13 protein-coding genes and 1 pseudogene are annotated in these 18,521 nt (G+C 58.1%); 9 read left to right on the top strand and 5 right to left on the bottom strand.

All coding sequences use genetic code 11. The features are described from left to right. Window positions 1-1,407: 1,407 nt before the first annotated feature. The 5 genes and pseudogenes from QJT78_RS41345 to nodD1 form a co-directional block, all read right to left on the bottom strand. Window positions 1,408-2,363: pseudogene (locus tag QJT78_RS41345) on the bottom strand (branched-chain amino acid ABC transporter substrate-binding protein). A 457-nt stretch (window positions 2,364-2,820) separates the two neighbouring features. Further along, on the bottom strand, window positions 2,821-3,534 hold the full coding sequence (locus tag QJT78_RS41340; protein ID WP_026312621.1) for a MerR family transcriptional regulator: 714 nt from the start codon (window positions 3,532-3,534) through the stop codon (window positions 2,821-2,823). Between the two features lie 122 nt (window positions 3,535-3,656). Then, entirely contained in the window at window positions 3,657-3,866 is a 210-nt protein-coding gene (locus tag QJT78_RS41335; RefSeq protein ID WP_014497819.1) for a hypothetical protein, read from the bottom strand. A 586-nt stretch (window positions 3,867-4,452) separates the two neighbouring features. Next, window positions 4,453-5,445, bottom strand: a complete 993-nt coding sequence (nodD2, locus tag QJT78_RS41330; RefSeq protein WP_011084818.1) for a transcriptional regulator NodD2 — start codon at window positions 5,443-5,445, stop codon at window positions 4,453-4,455. 633 nt (window positions 5,446-6,078) lie between these two features. After that, the gene (gene nodD1 / locus QJT78_RS41325; protein WP_018646994.1) at window positions 6,079-7,023 is read right to left on the bottom strand and encodes a transcriptional regulator NodD1; all 945 of its coding nucleotides are present in this window, start codon (window positions 7,021-7,023) and stop codon (window positions 6,079-6,081) included. A gap of 793 nt (window positions 7,024-7,816) precedes the next feature. Between nodD1 and QJT78_RS41320 the strand changes: the two genes are divergently transcribed. The 9 genes from QJT78_RS41320 (at window position 7,817) to QJT78_RS41280 (ending at window position 18,132) form a co-directional block, all read left to right on the top strand. Further along, on the top strand, window positions 7,817-8,449 hold the full coding sequence (locus tag QJT78_RS41320; RefSeq protein ID WP_011084822.1) for a NodA family N-acyltransferase: 633 nt from the start codon (window positions 7,817-7,819) through the stop codon (window positions 8,447-8,449). After that, on the top strand, window positions 8,446-9,105 hold the full coding sequence (gene nodB / locus QJT78_RS41315; protein ID WP_011084823.1) for a chitooligosaccharide deacetylase NodB: 660 nt from the start codon (window positions 8,446-8,448) through the stop codon (window positions 9,103-9,105). The genes QJT78_RS41320 and nodB overlap by 4 nt, the downstream gene beginning before the upstream one ends. A gap of 14 nt (window positions 9,106-9,119) precedes the next feature. Next, entirely contained in the window at window positions 9,120-10,577 is a 1,458-nt protein-coding gene (gene nodC, locus QJT78_RS41310) for a chitooligosaccharide synthase NodC (RefSeq protein ID WP_011084824.1), read from the top strand. Then, on the top strand, window positions 10,504-11,133 hold the full coding sequence (nodS, locus tag QJT78_RS41305; protein WP_038943867.1) for a nodulation methyltransferase NodS: 630 nt from the start codon (window positions 10,504-10,506) through the stop codon (window positions 11,131-11,133). Before nodC ends, nodS begins: the two co-directional genes overlap by 74 nt. 13 nt (window positions 11,134-11,146) lie before the next feature. Further along, window positions 11,147-12,856: a nodulation protein NodU gene (gene nodU / locus QJT78_RS41300; RefSeq protein WP_038943868.1), complete on the top strand. Its 1,710-nt coding sequence runs from the start codon at window positions 11,147-11,149 to the stop codon at window positions 12,854-12,856. Window position 12,857: 1 nt separating this feature from the next. Further along, a complete protein-coding gene (gene nodI, locus QJT78_RS41295) occupies window positions 12,858-13,778 on the top strand; it encodes a nodulation factor ABC transporter ATP-binding protein NodI (RefSeq protein WP_011084827.1) in 921 nt (306 codons plus the stop codon). A gap of 3 nt (window positions 13,779-13,781) precedes the next feature. Beyond that, a complete protein-coding gene (locus tag QJT78_RS41290) occupies window positions 13,782-14,570 on the top strand; it encodes an ABC transporter permease (RefSeq protein ID WP_011084828.1) in 789 nt (262 codons plus the stop codon). 256 nt (window positions 14,571-14,826) lie between these two features. Further along, window positions 14,827-16,854, top strand: a complete 2,028-nt coding sequence (locus QJT78_RS41285) for a carbamoyltransferase (RefSeq protein WP_281460553.1) — start codon at window positions 14,827-14,829, stop codon at window positions 16,852-16,854. A 165-nt stretch (window positions 16,855-17,019) separates the two neighbouring features. Further along, window positions 17,020-18,132, top strand: a complete 1,113-nt coding sequence (locus QJT78_RS41280; protein ID WP_011084832.1) for a nodulation protein NodZ — start codon at window positions 17,020-17,022, stop codon at window positions 18,130-18,132. Window positions 18,133-18,521 lie beyond the last annotated feature (389 nt).

Genomic DNA, 18,521 nt, shown 5'->3' with positions numbered 1-18,521 from the left:
CCGGCGGCTCTTCTTCGTCATCTTCGCTCCTGATTCGCAGCAAGAATCCTCGCCGCTGTCAGGCAGAAAATCCACTCAAGCTACTGTCCGAATTTGCGGGGCCAGCTCTGAAAAACGAAAAGCGTTGCCGATGGCGCGGGATTTGAATGGATTCTCGAGCCGCCCAGTGCGTTCGGCAACAGCGGTGACTCTGTTCGGGGCCACACAGCTGATTGTACTGCTCTGCTTGGAGCCGCGGCAACAGCGCCGGACTGTTGAGGCGACCCGCCTGGTCAGAGCGAAAGGTCCAGCCCGCACCCCTGCGAAGGCCAACTCACCTGCCCGAGTTCTACGCTGCGGAGGCATTTACCATCGCCGAGTGTGCGTGATAGCTGTCTTCTTAGAGCAATCAAGTATCATGCCCAAAGGGGCAGGCAACGTCGTGTAGATTGCGCGCCAACTGCGACTGGTCACCGCACTGCATTCGTGCCCCCACGTGTCTTGCCGTCAAACATTGCTCGAAGCAGCCAAGAAGCACGTGATTTGCTCTGCGACCAAGTGATCCATTATCACGCGACATTCGTGAACACTGCCTTCCGTAAGCCGGCGATCGACTTATGCGGTGTTTGGCTTCAATTAGTAAAATAGAAAGTGTTGATGGGATGCATCCAGTTCGTTGATAGCGCAGGCGAGCAATCTCACCGCCTTCATCGGAGCCGGTTGATTGGTTCTCCTGCTATCCGGGCTAGGAAGCATAGGGAATGCCCGGGCAGGCGGCTGAGCCGCTGATGACCCGCCATGCTTGAGAGCGCACGAAGTAGCGGAACGAGTAGCGTTGACTTGGACGCCAAAACCTTGGTGCCCCCGCGGCCAAGAGAGACATGCATCCCGGCGCCGGCTATCCACCAGCTCTCGCTACCCGTATACTCGGCTATAGTCTAGGTAGTGGGCCTGATTGCTTCGTGCCGTCCCGCTGTCTCTTCCATTCGTGGATCTGAGATTGCGCGATATAATCCAGGCTAGAGAATGCGTAGATGCTGGTCGGGCACGAATCTGACAGAAGGCGAACGCCTCCAACAAAATCCGTGCTTGTCCATAAAGAATCGTTAGCTTCGCTTTCCTAGTCCTCAACCTTCGATCACTGGCTGCATAAGGGGCATGCCTTCAAACCTAGCAGAACGGTAAATGGCCGCCTCCGAGGCCAGTGCTGCAGACGGGATCAGACAAGGGGGCTGCTATTTGTCTATCATCGGGCGTAGCACCTTCGGCAGGGCGGCGCTCGGTAGCTCTGCGAGCGCCGCAGCGAGCGCGAAAAACGCTGCAAAAGCAGCGAATATAAAAGCGCTAGCGAGCATTGCTGCGACAACGTTCTGAGGGCGTCTCATCATTCGAGATACTTCGCGTGGGGAATGCTGCGTTGCATGAAAATCAGTACTTCTTGACACGCTCGACATGACCGTCGCGCCAGCGATAAACCAAAAATCCAGAAGCCGAGTTGTCCCTCCTTTTGTCGAACCGGTCGATCGGTCGGGAACGAAGCGCGCTGGCGACCCGGTCAGCATTGAAGGAGCCGCTCCGGTTCACCGCCTCTGCCCAGGCTTGCACAGCGGCACAAGCGTATAGTGTGTAGCCTTCACCGGGCAGCCCGGAAGCTTTGAGTCCGGCGACCGCACTGGCAGCATTGGCGTTCCCAGCGGGGTTGGGCATGAAGGTAAACAATGTGCCATTCCCAGCGCTGCCGGTAATGGCCCAGAATTCGGAGGTCATCAGCGGATCGTTCGCCATGACCGTGAGGTCTGCTTTTGCTTCTGCTGCCTGGCGTACCAACAATCCGACTTCGGTGTGGTAGCCGCCGATATAGGCGACGCGCAGCCGGTCCTTCTCCATTCTTGAGAGCAAGGCTCTGAAGCCCCTTTCACCGGCAACATAGCTTTGCCGGCTCACCTGCCGTCCCAATCGATGAAGCCGGGCTTCAACCACGTCGACAATCCCCCTGCCAGCAGTCCTCTTGTCGTCCAGCACCGCGATTTTCTCGAGGCGATAATTCGTGTGAATGTACGGCGGCAACGGCTCCCTGTTGGTCGTCGGGCCGCAGATCCGAAAGACAGTCTCAAGGCCGTGCTCTGTTAGTTGAGGAGTTGACGAGCCTGGTAACACCTGGACGATGCCAGCTTCGCGTAGATGTCGGAGGCCGGGATCGACGAAGAGGAACAAAAATGGCCAACCACCAACAGGATCCGCTCTGTCGTGAGCTTATTCGCGACTGCGACAGCTTGCCTAGGGTCGCAGGCGTCGTCAGCGACGCTCAATATAGTTTTGGCATTATCGGGAAGCTGGCCTGAGGCGTTCAGGACCTCGACCGCCGCAGCCGCACCATCGCGCATTTGCGCGCCGAATGCAGCGCTGCTTCCGGTCATTGGGCCAGCCACGGCGATCTTTATTTCAGAGCCGCGCGCAGACGGAGCGACGAGAGCGCAGAAGAGAAGCGCCGCAGGCGCAAGAGAGGCATGCCGCTTATTTACCATTGTAGAGCTTCCAATGCTCACCTGAAGTGAACCGCAACTGGTTGTAGTCAACCACGCCTGTAGACAGGCGTTGCTTGCTGGGCAAACCTGCGTTGGCCGGGCGAGCCGCCAACTACGGTAAGATCTACAACTTGACGTTACGTGCGGATCAAGCCCTTTTGGGAAGAGCGATGGAGGCGTCAGGGACGCGGATCGACCGGCGGTGACAATCCTTCCGTTTGATTCCGTAAAACTCCAAGCCGCGTCGGAGAGCGGCCGGTTCACCTAGCGTTTCTTAGCTTGCCCTAACCGGCGTGTGGAACCCGCCATGAATGCGTCAGTAAGGCTGATCCTCCAATCCGCCAAGGGCAAGATCGAGATATTGCATTAGACAGGGATCCCAACCAGCCAGACTGCGGGGCGCGCTTAATCGTGCAAGTACCTTCAGGATCATCGAAACACGTGAATCGTCGCCGGCGATTTCGCTGATCAGCAAGCGTGCTGCAACCGCGACAGCCTTTGCGCGCTCTCCGCAAGGGTGCTCGCCCCCATCCATGCAGTCGCGCAGATCATCACGGATTCGCCGCCAGCGGTCCTCTCGCTCCGCAGCTAAATTGCAGGTGCACCGGGACGTCTGACTCCGCGTCTCGGCGCGCGACATGGCGTTCAGGGTGGCAGGCAGCTCATCCACACTTACCTGCGCCTCGCTGTCGATGGTCATGTTGCGCAAACGGTCGCGCAACAGAGTTGTGCGCGCGACTTGGACTTCTATGCGCTCTAGATGTTTGCGCAGCAAGTCCGTGAGTGAGGTCGTCCCCTCCATAGCTTTACGGATCTCCACGAGCGAGAAGCCAAGCTCACGCAGCGCGCGAATCTGATGAACCCGTTGCCCGCTTTCGCGGTCATACATCCGGTGACCGCCCTCAGTGCGCTCTGTCGCTGCTAGCAGTCCAGTGTGCTCATAATGGTGCAGCGTGCGCACCGTTACTCCGGTCGCCTCTGCAAGTTCGCCAATGCGCCATCGACGCCGTCTTGGTGTAGCTCTGTTCATGTTGTTCAATTTCAAAGCCTACAACCTGACGTCACGTATGATTCAAGCGGATTTCTAAGCTCCAGTTGAATCGCCTTTAATTCATGCGCGCGAGTGGTGACTATCCTTAGAATGGCGGCTGATCAACCCTCAGGAGAAAGGGTGATCAACAAGTTCGCCAGGCGTGCCAGTTCAGCCTCGCCAGCCGCCGTACGCTCCAGGATAAGTTTGGCGATTGCTGCGCAGTTTTCTGGACTCCGCATCGACGGAGGTAGCGCGTCGACGGCGCCGTCATAAAGCCGTCCGAGGGCAGATAGCTCTTCTGGATCGAACACCCCGCTGCAAAGCTTCAACGTTCAGCTCCTTGTTTGAAATTGAGTCAAGCGCAGCGCACGTCGTCAAGACGTTTGGCTGCGGTAGGGCCAAAAGAAGTCATACCTGCGGCGCAAAGCGATGAGGATGTGATGTGCTGCTGTGTGATGCGTTCAGGCCACACGCGTTCGCGATGCTAGCTTCGACGGCACGGCAAGTCCGACGATCTCTATGCTCACAATGAACGGTGGTAGGAATCCGAATAAGCTGATCATCTCCGTTCATCGGGAGCAACTACCGACCCAGGGAGTTGACGGCAAGAGCTCCGTGCCTGGCCTACCTTCTTGAGAGAGCTGCGCCCTGCCGCGGCCGTTGCAACGTAAACGCCTAGCTTCAGTGCGAAGGCATTGCTCCGTCGCTCGCCGGCCCCGTTCCGTTCCCGTCCCTAAAAGCATCAAGTCGGCAGTCTGCCGTTTCTCGCCCCCGAGGCGGAGGTGCGAAGAGCGAAAGCGCCTCTTGCCTGCCGCAAGGATCCTTTCCCCCGGCAATAAGAGCAAGCCAGGCGAGCAGGAATTGTGTGTTGAGACAAGTGTTGGAATGTGAGGTTCGTAGACTTCGCGAATGTGCTTACGGCAACGGTGAGACGGATCGCACGAAATGTCCCGGGGGCTCCGCGTCTTCCGGGCTGCTGGTCACACGGAGCTCTTGTGTAGTTGCCATGCGGGTGGCCTCCTGAAACAAAATGTCCCTCATCCACAGACTTCCCGGGTCGCTGTTGTGAAGTGAGGGCCATTGGACCGCCTCGGTGAAGGCGGGGAATGGATGCGGAAGCTCAACGATCCGAAGGGGCATCGTTCTTTGGAAATGCCTCACGAGCCCTAATGGCATCGTGCCTATGCGGTTCGTCCCAACTATGAGAGGCGGGATCATGCTGAAGCTCTGCACGAGGATGTCGATGCGCCGCGTGGGTCCGAGATCAGTCAAAAAGGAATGCTCAACTGGCGTCCGGGGCGCACCTCCGTGCTTAACTGCAACGTGACCCATCGACATATATCGATCGAATGTAAGCCGGGGTTGTAATTCCCTATTGGTGCAGCAGCCTACGCAGACGAGTCGCTCCTCGAATAGGGCCGCTCTGGGGTGCGTGCTGGACATGAAAAAATCTGGCCGGATAACAAAATCGACTTCACCGCGGCGGAGGAGCAGCTCGTGTTCATCGGTCGGCGCAGCCAATTCGAAGCTGACGGCGGGGGCTTCTCGCGTGACGCGTGCTACGACATTTCGGAAGAGCACAACTGTTACGAAGTCAGAAAGGACGATCCTGAATCGGCGGTTCAATCGAGCTGGGTCGAACGGATGTCGGGCCATAATCGAGAGTTCAATGTGCATCAGAGCCTCGCGCACAGGAGCCGCGAGCCCTTCCGCGCGTGAGCTCAAGACAAGTTCGCGCCCCCTCATTCCAAACAGTTCATCACGGAAATGCTTGCGCAGCCGGGCAACGGCTGCGCTCATTGCCGGCTGACTAAGATTGATCTTGCGTGCGGCTGACGAGAGGTTGCGCTCAGTTATTAGAGCATCCAGCGCGACCAGAAGATTTAGATCCAGACCTTTGAAACGCATCTCTTCCTATCCGGCACAAACGTCGTTGCTGCGCAATAGCGTGCGGTGGCGCCAGCGCCTGGAGCAATCGTCTTGGCCCGCCCCAATGGACATCGGCTCATTCCTGCGCCCGGGAAAGGAAGCTTGCGAGATGACCGCAACAATGGAGAGCAAGCGGAAAGCCGATCGGCAGCGGCGGGAAAGCGTCGGGAGCTCCAAGCTAATTGGTCTTGCCGGTTCCGGCCGGCCACGCAGCAGGGTCGTTCAGTCCGCTGATGGCAGATCAGCCCAGTGTTCGTCAGCGTGCCAAAGCGCGGTGTCGACAGCTGGGTCGTGCAGCGCTTGTCACGAGAGCAACCTACAACCTGACGCAATGTGCGGTTCAAGACATTTTAGTGATAGAGCCAAACATTTGCACGGGAGGCATATTCTTCTGCGATGGTTGCCGGACGTAGCCTGAATGCGTCGTGAGCGCATCAAACCGCACCTTCGAGGTCACCACGCGCACAACTGGAAAAGGCTTCGCGACCGATCGTCGCATTGCGCGTCTGTGGCTCCTTCTCACCTCCATACCCTGGAGAGACGAAAGAAAACGGGGCACGTCGAAGGTTCTACAGTGTGCCGGGGATGTTCAGAGCGCAGCTTAAGGTAAGCCTAACAGCGCCTGCGAGTTGGAGGCTCCTGGTCCCCAGATGCCATGTTGGATGCTTCCTCGAGCAATATCCGACGCATCCAGATGCTCGCGGGGTCGGTATTGTGGAATGAGGGCCACTGCAGGGCCTCTGTGAATGTGGGCAGGGGGAGGGGCGGTTGGATGATCCGCAACGGCATCCGCTTTTCGAAGTGCCTGGCCAGTCGTAAGGGCATCGTGCCGATACGGCTCGTGTCTAGCAACAGGGGCGGAATCAGGCTAAAGCCCTGCACGACGACCTCAATTCGTCTCCTCAGGCCGTGCTCAAGCAAAAACCATTCTTCGAGGTTCGGTCTCAGTGCGCGTCCGAACTTGGCAGTAACGTGCCCCATCGAGATGTATTGTTCGAACGTAAGCTGCCGGGATAGCTGCTTGTTCGCGCGGCATCCGACGCATACGAGGCTCTCGTCGAACAGCGTCGCCTTAGGGTGCGCGCTCGACATGAAAAGTTCCGGCAGAATGAGAAAGTCGACCTCGCCCCGCCGCAGCAGCTCATCCGGTTCATCAGAAAATGGCAGCAGTTCGAAGCGCACCGCGGGGGCTTCTTGCGCCATGCGGTCCACAATTCTGCGGAAAAAAACGATCGTCATGAAATCTGAGAGAATGACCCTGAAGCGTCGGCTCGATTGAGCAGGGTCGAGCGCGTCCCGCGATATGATTGAGAGTTGGATGTGCAGCAGGGCCTCGCGAACCGGACCTGCAAGCGCTTCCGCGCCAGGTGTCGGGACGAGTTCGCGACCTCTCATAGTAAAGAGTTCATCGCGGAAATAGGTGCGCAGCCGTGCGATCGCAGCGCTCATAGCAGGCTGGCTCAGATTGATTTTGCGAGCCGCCGCTGTGAGGTTGCGCGCCGTCATCACGGCGTCGAGCGCAACGAGAAGATTTAGATCAAGTCCCTTGAACCGCATGTGATGAGTCTATCCATCGTGTGGATGTGTTCTATCGAAACAATCGATTTTACCAAACTGGGGGAGGTTGGATAGCAAACTGAAGTTTGGAAAAAGCAATTAGACGCGCCACGATGGTTTCCGGTCGTTCACGTGAGCTAAGAGAAGAGCTCTCAGACGTGGGAGCGCACCATGGGCGCGCGTTGTTGTTTCTCCTTAAGCGTGGCCGTTCGAACGCCAAGCGCGTCCCGATAAACGTTGGTATGCGGATATCATCCGTTTCCATATTTCAGGTTTACCCGCGTACAATTGAGGGCGCGTTCAGCCTCATTCTAGTGTCGAAGAATAGAGGCAGACGCAGGTTGCGGATGCCAAGAATTCCAGGCGCCGTTCCAAATGGCTCGCCTGTCCAGTGCATGTGGGGCGTGTCGAAGATGTATAAAAGCCAGTGTGATCTGATGCCGCTCCGATGCGCCATCGATGAGGCTTGCGCGCCGATGGCCGGCCCTCAGACGTCAAAGCGCCGGAGGGCGATGCGACTGCAGGCACAAAAGCTCGCTGGTGCAGACAGGTTCTGGCTAGCCCAACCGCCTCGTCGGCAGCTTCCGAGTTATCGTGAGCGCGGCATCAACCGCACGAGGGTGCAATCAAGCGATCGCTCCGTCGCGCAAAGGCCAGCGGCGCGGAGTAGGCGAGCAGTGCCGAGCTCCGACAGAGCATGGCGGCGCATCTCAGCATTCATCGGCGGTTCGGCGAATAGCGAATTGACGTGACCATCCCCGCTCTTCATTCCACCGGCGCAAGGAAGCTCGCCATGAACATTGCCGTCTCCCCGACTGCGGAAGGATCTTCTGGGCGCGCTCAAGTGCAGTGGAGCCTTCGTTGGGAAAGTGAACTGCAGCTCGCCGATCATGCCGAGCTCGCGGAGTTCTTCCGCAAGAGTTACGGACCGACGGGTGCGTTCAATGCGCAGCCGTTTGAGCGGAGCCGAAGTTGGGCTGGAGCAAGACCCGAGCTCCGCGTAATTGGTTACGACGCGCGCGGGGTAGCGGCTCACATCGGGCTACTGCGCCGCTTCATCAAAGTTGGTGAAGTCGATCTCCCTGTGGCCGAACTGGGGTTGTATGCGGTGCGCCCCGATCTCGAGGGGCACGGGATAGGCCACGCAATGCGCGTGATGTATCCCGCACTCCAGGAGCTCGGCGTTCCATTCGGATTTGGCGCGGTTCGCTCGGCCCTCGAAAAACATTTGACCCGACTGGTCGAAAGGCAGGGGCTCGCCACCCTGATGCGTGGCATTCGCGTCCGCTCCACCTTGCCGGATGTCTATCCAAATTTATCGCCGACGCGCATCGAAGACGTGATCGTCGTGGTGTTTCCGGTCGGACGCTCGATAAGCGAATGGCCGGCCGGGACTGTCATCGATCGTAACGGGCCTGAGTTGTGACAGAGCGTTCCACCCTATCTACTGTCCGCTGCGACTACGCTGACGCGGGCGGAAGTCGAGCTGTCCATTTGACCTTTGACGATGGGCCAAATCCATTTTGTACGCCAGAGGTGCTCGATGTCCTGGCGCAACATCGGGTCCCCGCGACATTCTTCGTCATCGGGACGTACGCGACGGAGCATCCTGAACTCATCCGACGAATGATTGCGGAAGGGCATGAGGTTGCGAACCATACGATGACCCATCCTGATCTATCCAGATGCGGACCTACGGAGCTACACGACGAGGTGCTGACGGCGAGCGAAGCCATCCGTCTGGCGTGCCCGCTGGCCTCGCCCAGGCATATGCGAGCGCCTTACGGCATATGGACGCGAGATGTGCTCGCAGTGGCGGCGAGCGCTGGTCTCACGGCTCTGCACTGGTCGGTCGACCCTAGAGATTGGTCCCGCCCCGGGGTTGATGCAATTGTGAATTCCGTACTGGCGAACGTACGCCCGGGTGCAATTGTGCTCCTGCACGACGGATATCCTCCCGATGAGGAGGGATTGCCCAGTGGCTCTACGCTGCGCGATCAGACCAGGACGGCGCTGGCATATCTCATTCCAGCACTACAACGGCGCGGGTTTGTAATCCGTCCACTCCCTCAACTCCACTGAAAAAACGACACCCCATGGACCTGCTCGCGACGACCAGTGCTGCCGCCGTTTCATCTTATGCGCTCCTATCGACGATCTATAAGAGCGTGCAAGCGCTTTATGCTCAGCCGGCGATCAACTCATCGCTGGACAACCTTGGACAAGCCGAGGTGGTCGTTCCTGCTGTGGACGTGATCGTGCCGTGCTTCAACGAGAATCCGAACACACTCGCCGAATGTCTGGAGTCGATTGCCAGTCAAGACTACGCCGGAAAGATGCAGGTATATGTGGTCGATGACGGATCGGCAAACCGCGACGTTGTCGCGCCTGTACACCGGATATATGCGAGCGATCCGAGATTCAGTTTTATCTTGTTGGCGAACAATGTGGGAAAGCGCAAGGCGCAGATCGCAGCGATACGCAGCTCATCCGGTGATCTGGTTCTCAACGTCGATTCCGATACGATACTTGCTGCCGACGTCGTCACGAAGCTTGTATTGAAGATGCATGACCCGGGAATCGGTGCGGCCATGGGTCAGCTGATCGCGAGCAATCGCAACCAGACCTGGCTGACCAGGCTGATCGACATGGAATATTGGCTCGCGTGCAACGAAGAGCGCGCGGCACAGGCGCGCTTCGGTGCCGTCATGTGTTGCTGCGGCCCATGTGCCATGTATCGGCGTTCCGCGCTCGCCTTGCTTCTTGATCAATATGAAGCCCAATTCTTTCGTGGGAAGCCGAGCGATTTCGGCGAGGACCGCCACCTAACGATACTCATGCTCAAGGCGGGGTTTCGAACCGAATACGTTCCGGACGCCATAGCAGCCACAGTCGTCCCGCACAGTCTTCGGCCATATCTACGACAGCAACTCCGCTGGGCGCGAAGTACCTTTCGAGATACGTTTCTTGCTTGGCGCCTGCTGCCAGAGCTCGATGGTTATTTGACGCTAGACGTTATCGGGCAAAATCTCGGCCCATTGCTCCTCGCCATTTCATCACTTGCTGCGCTCGCACAGCTCCTGATCGATGGCTCTATACCCTGGTGGACGGGATTGACGATTGCTGCAATGACTACGGTCCGGTGCTGTGTGGCAGCGCTTCGTGCCCGCGAGCTGCGGTTTATCGGCTTCTCGCTCCACACGCCGATCAATATCTGTCTCTTACTGCCTTTGAAGGCCTATGCGCTTTGTACATTGAGCAATAGCGATTGGCTATCTCGGAAAGTCACCGATATGCCGACGGAAGAGGGGAAACAGCCTGTCATCCTGCACCCGAATGCCGGACGAAGTCCTGCTGGTGTAGGGGGGCGCCTGCTCCTATTCGTAAGGCGGCGTTATCGCAGCCTCCATCGAGCCTGGCGGCGACGGAGAGTGTTTCCGGTCGCGATCGTTCGACTGTCTACAAATAAGTGGTCGGCTGATGACTCAGGACGAAAACCATCAGTTATTAGAGCGAGAGTTGGCTGTCGACGACCCGTGGCGCCTCGACACTAGTGCGTTCGAGCAGCAGCGATACGCGCAAATGCTCCGGATGTCGCGCCGCGACGGAGATGCGGCGTCTGCGCTCGAAGTAGGATGTGCAGCCGGTGCATTCACGGAGATGCTGGCGCCGCTATGCGAGCTACTTACGGTCGTGGATGTCATGCCGCAGGCAATCGAGCGAACGCGACTGCGGACCGAGAAATGGTCACATATTAGTTGGGTGACCTGCGACATTCAGCGGTTCTCGACCACTGAGCAATTCGATTTGATTGTCGTGGCTGAGGTTCTTTACTACCTCAGGGACGTCGTCGAGATGCATGCGGCTATCCGCAACCTGGTGAGTATGCTTGCGCCAGATGAGACTCTCATTTTCGGGTCTGCGCGTGATGAAATATGTCAACGCTGGGGGCATGCTGCCGGTGCTGAGACGGTGATCGCTCTCTTCAATGAGAGCCTATCAGAGATCGAGCGCCGGCACTGCTGCACCGGGTCGGCGAGCGAAGACTGCTTGATCGTCCGGTTTCTGAAGCCGGGCGGCGCGTCGGCACAATCAAACGCCGGTCATTAGGCCAGGAGGACGTATGCGCATCTGCGGAATAAAGTTGACACATGACGGAGCAATTGCTGTCGTTGAGGACGGTCGGCGTCTTTTTTGCGTCGAGCAAGAGAAGCGCGGCAATGGTCCTCGCTATCAGTCCGTCGACAATCTCGATGCAGTCGTCTTCGCCTTGGCGGAGCATGGCCTGAATCCGCGCGACATCGATCAGTTCGTGATTGATGGCTGGGACGGGGAGAATGAATCGCAGTTCCAGCTCCTAAGCGGAGCGGTGCCGGTCGCGCTAAAAGGCGCGCCATATGTCGAGCGTCATGCTGAGGGCCTCCTTGATTCCGTCGACGGCTATGGCCTCCTCCTCGGAGGCGAGGAGTTTCCATATAAGAGCTACCCGCATGTCACGGGCCATGTCGCCTCAGCATATAGCACCAGTCCTTTCGCCAGCGCGGGGAAACCCGCGTTGTGTCTGGTATGGGACGGCTGTATCTTTCCACGCCTTTACTATGTCGAGCCCCAGGGCGCGCGGCTCATCGGATCGCTGTTTCCGATGATTGGCCATGCCTATGCCGCCGCGGGCCTTCACTTCGGCCCATACCGGCAGTCGAACCGCTCCAGTTGGGATTTGGGCATTGCTGGCAAGCTGATGGCCTACATCGAGCTTGGTTCCGTGGACGAAAGCATCGTGGAAGTGTTCCAGGAGCTTTATGAAACGCGCTCAGCGGCTGACACGGAGCAGGCTCGTCGCTACCGCGAAAACATCAACAATGCGGAAGCGTCTCTCGCAGTTATTCACGACTTCTTCGAGTCAAGCGCATTGCGCCTGAAGGCCAAGCGCGCGGAGGACGTCCTCGCGTCGTTTCATGTGTTTCTGGAACGTCTTCTCGTTAAGGAGATCGCGATGGTTCTGCTACGGCACTCGTCGCTTCCGGGAGCGCGAAATCTATGCATCGCCGGAGGTTGCGGTCTCAACATCAAATGGAACAGCGCGCTTCGCGCGACCGGATTATTCGATGATGTCTGGGTGCCGCCGTTTCCAAATGACAGTGGCTCGGCAATCGGCGCGGCGTGCGGCGCTATGGCAGCGCAAGATGGCTTCGAGCCGTTGGAATGGTCAGTTTACAGTGGCCCCGCCCTGCAGGAGAGCGAGGTTCCGCCGGACTGGGAGGCGGCGCCGTGCAGTCTGCCTGAACTTGCCTCGATTCTTGCTGACAACAAGCCCGTCATCTTTCTTTCCGGGTGTGCCGGGCTCGGGCCGCGGGCGTTGGGCGGTAGAAGCATTCTTGCGGCCCCAACGTCCCCGGAGATGAAGGATCATCTCAACGACATCAAACGGCGCGAACACTTCCGGCCGGTGGTGCCGATCTGTCTGGAAGATCGTGCGCCGGAGATCTTCAGCCCGGGTACGCCAGATCCTTACATGCTATTCGATCACCAAACCCGGGCGAATTGGCGCGACAAGATCCCGGCAGTGGTACATCTCGACGGCTCGGCGCGGCTGCAGACAATTTCCCGCAACTCTCCTCACAAAATTGCTGCGCTTCTCATCGAATTTGAGCAACTCACCGGCATTCCGCTGCTCTGCACCACGAGCGCCAACCTCCATGGACGGGGAGTCTTTCCCGATGCTGCGGCGGCATGCCAATGGGGGCGCGTCGAGCATGTGTGGTGCGAGGGCATGCTCTGGAGCAAAACGGTCATCAAGAAGTCATCGCCTACGGAACGACTTCTGTCAGCCTAAGATGAACATGTCCAATATGGCGATCGACCTTGTCGGCGTGAGAAAGTCATTCGGGGACAAGGTTATCGTCAATGACCTGTCGTTCTCGGTTGCGCGCGGAGAGTGCTTCGGGCTGCTTGGGCCAAATGGAGCTGGCAAAAGTACGATTGCACGCATGCTCCTCGGCATGATTTCCCCCGATCGAGGCAAGATTACGGTCCTCGATGAGCCTGTGCCTTCCCGCGCTCGTGCGGCGCGCGTGCGCGTAGGCGTGGTGCCGCAGTTCGATAACCTTGAGCCCGAGTTCACCGTGCGGGAGAACCTGCTTGTGTTTGGCCGCTATTTCGGCATGAGCGCTCGCACGATCGAAGCGGTTGTGCCCTCGTTGCTTGAGTTTGCGCGGCTTGAAAGCAAGGCGGACGTGCGCGTCTCCCTTTTGTCCGGTGGTATGAAGCGGCGGCTGACGCTGGCGCGCGCTCTGATCAATGATCCACATCTACTCGTGATGGACGAGCCGACGACGGGGCTCGATCCGCATGCTCGCCACCTGATCTGGGAACGCCTGCGGGCTCTTCTTGCGCGCGGCAAGACGATCCTCTTGACCACTCACTTCATGGAAGAGGCCGAACGCCTTTGCGATCGGCTATGCGTGCTTGAGAGTGGATGCAAAATCGCCGAAGGCAAGCCAGACGCCTTGATCGACGAGCATATCGGCTGCAACGTGATCGAGATCTATGGCGGTGATCTAGATCAACTCCGGGAGCTGATCAGGCCGTATGCGCGGCATATCGAAGTGAGTGGAGAGACGCTTTTTTGTTACGCGCGATGTCCGGACGAAATCAGCGTGCACCTGCGCGGGCGAACGGACCTTCGCGTTCTGCAGCGCCCCCCGAATCTCGAAGACGTGTTTTTGCGGTTGACCGGGCGCGAGATGGAGAAATGAGCGATGGATGATGGTTATGCGTCGGTCATGCCGGCTAATGCGTACAATTGGACCGCGGTATGGCGTCGAAATTACTTGGCATGGAGGAAAGTCGCGCTTGCATCGCTTCTCGGCAACCTCGCAGATCCCATAACCAATCTGTTTGGCCTTGGCTTTGGGCTCGGACTCATTGTGGGACGGGTTGAGGGGACTTCGTACATTGCGTTTTTGGCGGCGGGTATGGTCGCGATTAGCGCTATGACATCCGCGACCTTTGAAACTCTGTACGCAGCCTTTGCTCGGATGGATGTCAAGCGCACCTGGGAGGGAATTTTGTTCACACAGCTCACGCTTGGCGATATCGTTCTAGGTGAGTTGGTGTGGGCGGCCAGTAAGTCCGTTCTAGCCGGGACAGCAATCGGGATTGTCGCTGCCACCCTGGGTTATGCATCCTGGACGTCGGTTCTTTGTGCGATACCGACAATCGCCCTTACGGGCCTTGTCTTCGCCAGCCTGGCAATGGTCGTCATATCTCTTGCGCCAACTTACGATTACTTCGTGTTTTACCAGTCGCTCGTCCTTACGCCCATGGTGTTCTTGTGTGGCGCGGTCTTTCCGACGAGCCAAATGCCCGACTCATTTCAGCACTTTGCCGGCTTGTTGCCGCTGGCACATTCGGTCGACCTTATTCGCCCAGTGATGCTTGAGCGCGGCGCCGACAATGCCGCCCTACACGTAGGCGCGCTCTGCGTTTACGCGGTCTTGCCCTTTTTCGCGTCGATCGCGTTATTTCGGCGCCGCCTGCTGCGTTGACGTGAGTTCAGCGAAACGGAGAAAGTCAAAGCGATGCAGTGTCATGATGCGTTCCGCGGTAGCTCGCGAGTGACCTGGTCTGTCAGAGCAGCTTGTGAAACGGCCTTGAGAAGCCGCGATCGAGCCAGCTCTACGGCCGCCTGTTCGGCCGATCGGACCTTGCAAAGTCGTGTTGTGCTGCCTGGCACGCGCACCGGCTGCGCGTGACTGTACAGATTAGATCGGTGGGACGGCATGGCCTTCCATGGAGAACGGGATGTTGAGCATAGGACTGAGTGGCGGCCTTGACAGAATCTATGAAAGCTCTCCGGAGCTGCCGAATACATTTCTTCACGATGGCGCTGCGGTACTTGTGCAGGACGGCCGCGTAATTGCTGCTGTCGAAGAGGAGCGCCTCAACCGCGTCAAGCACTCCAACAAGTTCCCCAGCAATTCGATCCGATACTGCCTTTCTACCGCAGGAGTCGAGCTCGGCGACATCGACCGTATCGCGTTCTACGCGACTGAAGCTTACTGCAAAGCCATGCTCGAGCGCCTTTCCTGTTTCTCAGCCCGTTCCGTTGGACCCCAAACTGTTGCTGCGGCAGCTGTTGGCACGGGAATTCGGGGCCGAGATCGATCCGTCCGGGTTTCCTTCGTGAATCACCACGAAGTACATGCCGTGAGCGCGTTTGCCATGTCCGGGTTCGAGCAAAGTCTGGTGTTTGCGATCGACGGCGGGGGCGATTTTCTCTCAGGCTTAATGGCGGTAGGGTCCGGGACCGTAATTGCGCAGCTTGTAAGTGTCCCGGAACACAACTCTCTTGGGCTGTTCTATCTCGAGACGATCCGATATCTCGGCTGCGGGATGTTCGACGAATACAAAGTGATGGGGCTTGCACCGTATGGTGATCCCGATCGCTATCGCGAGCTCTTCGCGCAGTTCTACGAGTTGTTGGACAGCGGTGGCTATCGCGTTCACCTGGATCGAATCGGACCAGCCCTTTTGCGCAACATCCAGGTTCGGCGAAAGGGAATGCCATTCACCCAACAGCATCGAGATGTCAGCGCGTCGCTGCAGGAAGCGCTGGAGCGGATCGTGTTTCACACCCTGCGGCACCATCGTAAAGCGACGGGCATGACACGCCTGTGCCTAGCTGGCGGGGTGGCCCATAATTGCACGCTGAACGGTAAGCTGCTTTATTCCGGGCTATTTGACGACATCTTTGTTCAACCCGCGGCGCACGACGCCGGTTGCGCACTCGGCGCTGCATTAATGGTATCAAGCGAGCTAGGCAGGCCAGCGCCGCGCGAGCGACTGCCGGACGTTTATTGGGGGCCCGATCTTGGGAACGAGCAAGCCACAGAGCTTGAGCTCAACGCATGGTCAGGCCACCTCGACATTCAACGAAGTGATGACATAGCATCCAGTGCGGCGGACTGGATGGCAAATGGCGCTGTAATCGGCTGGGTTCAGGGGCGCTCTGAGTTCGGCCCACGTGCGCTTGGTAACCGCAGCATTCTAGCGGACCCGCGGCCTGCGGAAAACAAGGATCGCATCAACGCGGTGGTCAAGAAGCGCGAGAGCTATCGCCCCTTTGCGCCATCTGCATTAGAGGAGGATGCGAGCGAGTTCTTTGAGCTCCCCGACGGCACGCGGCAGCTCCCCTTCATGAACTTCGTAGTTCGCGTGCGTGAAGCCAAGGGTAACGTGCTCGGTGCGATCACGCACGTTGATGGGACGGCTCGGCTGCAGACCGTATCGCGCAAGACAAACCCCGCCTACTGGGACGTCATTAATGCGTTCAAGAAGCGAACGAGCCTTCCGATTCTTCTAAATACCTCATTTAACAACAATGCCGAGCCGATCGTGCAGTCCGTGTCAGATGCGATCACCACGTTTTTGACGACTGATCTGGACGGACTTGTTGTTGGGCCGTTCCTCGTCAGGAAGCGGCCAGCATCACTGCAGGATTGGAGTGCGCTGGCTGCGTCATTGCCGCCGTACGCATCCCTTCATCGTGTTCGCTCCCACATAGCGCCAGATCGGCAGGAAACGGTCTGCGAGATCCGCATGGGACATTCCGCCCACTCTAGTATGCGTATCTCACCTGAGCTTTTCGAGATCTTGATGCGAATCGAGGGCGAGGCGTCGCTCGGGTCGCTTTTCGACACAGCCCTGCTGGACCAGGCCAAGCGTGAAGATCTTGTGAAGGAATTGCGGCTCGTATGGGAGCTTCGGGGCGTTCGCCTGCATCCGCTGCACGCGGCTTGCGGTCACGATAATGTACAAAGCGGAACATAGCCATGACTCATGCGCATGGCCACGCCCATGCGTGCATGTGAGGGGACCAGGCCATCCGATGCAGAGCGGGGCATCGGGCATCGGGCTTCGGGCAGGTCGATGCAACACCGTTGAAGAAAGGACGATCGTATTGAGAGAACGCGGCCCGTCACGGATAGCCCTGCTATGAAGTTCTACCGATGCAGCTCGCCGGCACCGCGATTTCAGGCCGTGACGCCGGGCGAGAAGATACGCGAGACGTCTGTACTGACGTCTCTTGTCCAACCAGGAGCGCGCGAAAAGGCAAGGCAGATGGTTAGCGGTTCGAGCAATGATCGGTTCGTAGTGTCCCGGCGACGTACGGGGTTTGGCGACTGTCTGTGGTCACTCGCGGCAGCCTGGCGATTTGCAAAGCAGACAGGACGGACGCTAGCCATTGATTGGCGGGGATCTTGTTATCTTGATGAACCATTCACCAATGCCTTTCCAGTCTTCTTCGAACCGGTTGAAGACATTGGCGGAGTGCGAGTAATTTGCGATGACGACATCAATACGCGTTCGTTTCCAGGACCATTCTTTCCAACATGGTGGAACAAGCCATCTTTCGATTGCATCTATCGACCGGACGAGCAGATTTTCAGGGAACGCGATCAACTCGATCAACTGTTCCAAAGTCAGAGAGATAGTGACGCTAACACGGTTGTGTGTGATGCCTGCCTGATGTGGCGCTGCGATCAGGAAGCGGAACGAGAAATCTTCCGGAGTATTAAGCCGCGGCCTGAAATTCAGGCCCGGATTGATGCTATCTACCGCGAGCACTTTGAGCCGTACAGCGTAATCGGCATTCATGTCCGGCATGGCAATGGCGAAGATATTATGGGGCATGCCCCTTACTGGGCGGACACGGAGCGCGCCTTGCGGCAGATCTACAATGCCATTGATGAGGCCAGGAGTTTATCCCACGCAAAACCTGTGAGGGCGTTCCTGTGCACGGACAGTGCGCTCGTCCTCGAGCAGGTTTCGGTTAAATTTCCCGATGTCTTCGCGATTCCAAAGCAGTTCCAGGCGCCTCAAGCGGGCCCATTGCACCATCCCGCCCTCGGAGCTGAAGGCGGCTTTTCTGCCCTCACCGAGATGTATCTCCTTGCCCGCTGCGACACGGTGATCCGTTTTCCGCCAACGAGCGCTTTTACGCGCTATGCGCGTCTTTTCGCCCCACGCGTTATAGAATTCGATTTGAACGATCCGGGCCGGTTGATCCTGATTGAAGACAACTCGCAAGCGCTTATGGCTTCGTGAAAGTCGCAAACCCGCGTGATCGATCTCACCGCCGCTCTTTACGTCCGATAGCCGTGGAAGTTCTTCTCCGGGCGACGATTTTCTGGCCCGCGGGCTGTCATTGCCGCAACGTTCCAGGGGCGAAGAGAACGAAGCCGCGGCCGAATGCGTTCGGCTAAGGCGCGGCTTCGACAACAACGGCCCTAAAGTGCCGCTGCGTTTTACAGAAGGAGCACGCCTTCGTCTTCGCTTCGGGCGGGCCGCAGACGGAAGCTAAACAACGCTCAATCACGGATGAACAGTAAGCGACGTTCGCGTCCCACTCGCAAAGGTTTGGCGTGGGGATTGCAGTCTGTTGATCAACGTGTTTGCAAATCGTTGGCGGGGGGTATGGAGGCGGCAACGACGGA

The sequence above is a fragment of the Bradyrhizobium sp. Mp27 genome, from assembly GCF_029953005.1.
GTDB classification, from domain to species: Bacteria; Pseudomonadota; Alphaproteobacteria; order Rhizobiales; family Xanthobacteraceae; genus Bradyrhizobium; species Bradyrhizobium barranii.
Note: the sequence above shows the minus strand (reverse complement) of the source record. Positions and strands in the feature narration are given on the sequence as shown.

Bases quoted from the DNA above. Each gene is read 5' to 3' on its own strand.
- QJT78_RS41285 (WP_281460553.1), top strand. From the start codon at position 14,827: ATGTTGAGCATAGGACTGAGTGGCGGCCTTGACAGAATCTATGAAAGC.
- QJT78_RS41320 (WP_011084822.1), top strand. From the start codon at position 7,817: ATGAACATTGCCGTCTCCCCGACTGCGGAAGGATCTTCTGGGCGCGCT.
- QJT78_RS41290 (WP_011084828.1), top strand. From the start codon at position 13,782: ATGGATGATGGTTATGCGTCGGTCATGCCGGCTAATGCGTACAATTGG.
- QJT78_RS41340 (WP_026312621.1), bottom strand. From the start codon at position 3,534: ATGAACAGAGCTACACCAAGACGGCGTCGATGGCGCATTGGCGAACTT.
- nodD2 (WP_011084818.1), bottom strand. From the start codon at position 5,445: ATGCGTTTCAAAGGTCTGGATCTAAATCTTCTGGTCGCGCTGGATGCT.
- QJT78_RS41280 (WP_011084832.1), top strand. From the start codon at position 17,020: ATGAAGTTCTACCGATGCAGCTCGCCGGCACCGCGATTTCAGGCCGTG.
- nodI (WP_011084827.1), top strand. From the start codon at position 12,858: ATGAACATGTCCAATATGGCGATCGACCTTGTCGGCGTGAGAAAGTCA.
- nodU (WP_038943868.1), top strand. From the start codon at position 11,147: ATGCGCATCTGCGGAATAAAGTTGACACATGACGGAGCAATTGCTGTC.
- nodD1 (WP_018646994.1), bottom strand. From the start codon at position 7,023: ATGCGGTTCAAGGGACTTGATCTAAATCTTCTCGTTGCGCTCGACGCC.
- nodC (WP_011084824.1), top strand. From the start codon at position 9,120: ATGGACCTGCTCGCGACGACCAGTGCTGCCGCCGTTTCATCTTATGCG.
- nodS (WP_038943867.1), top strand. From the start codon at position 10,504: ATGACTCAGGACGAAAACCATCAGTTATTAGAGCGAGAGTTGGCTGTC.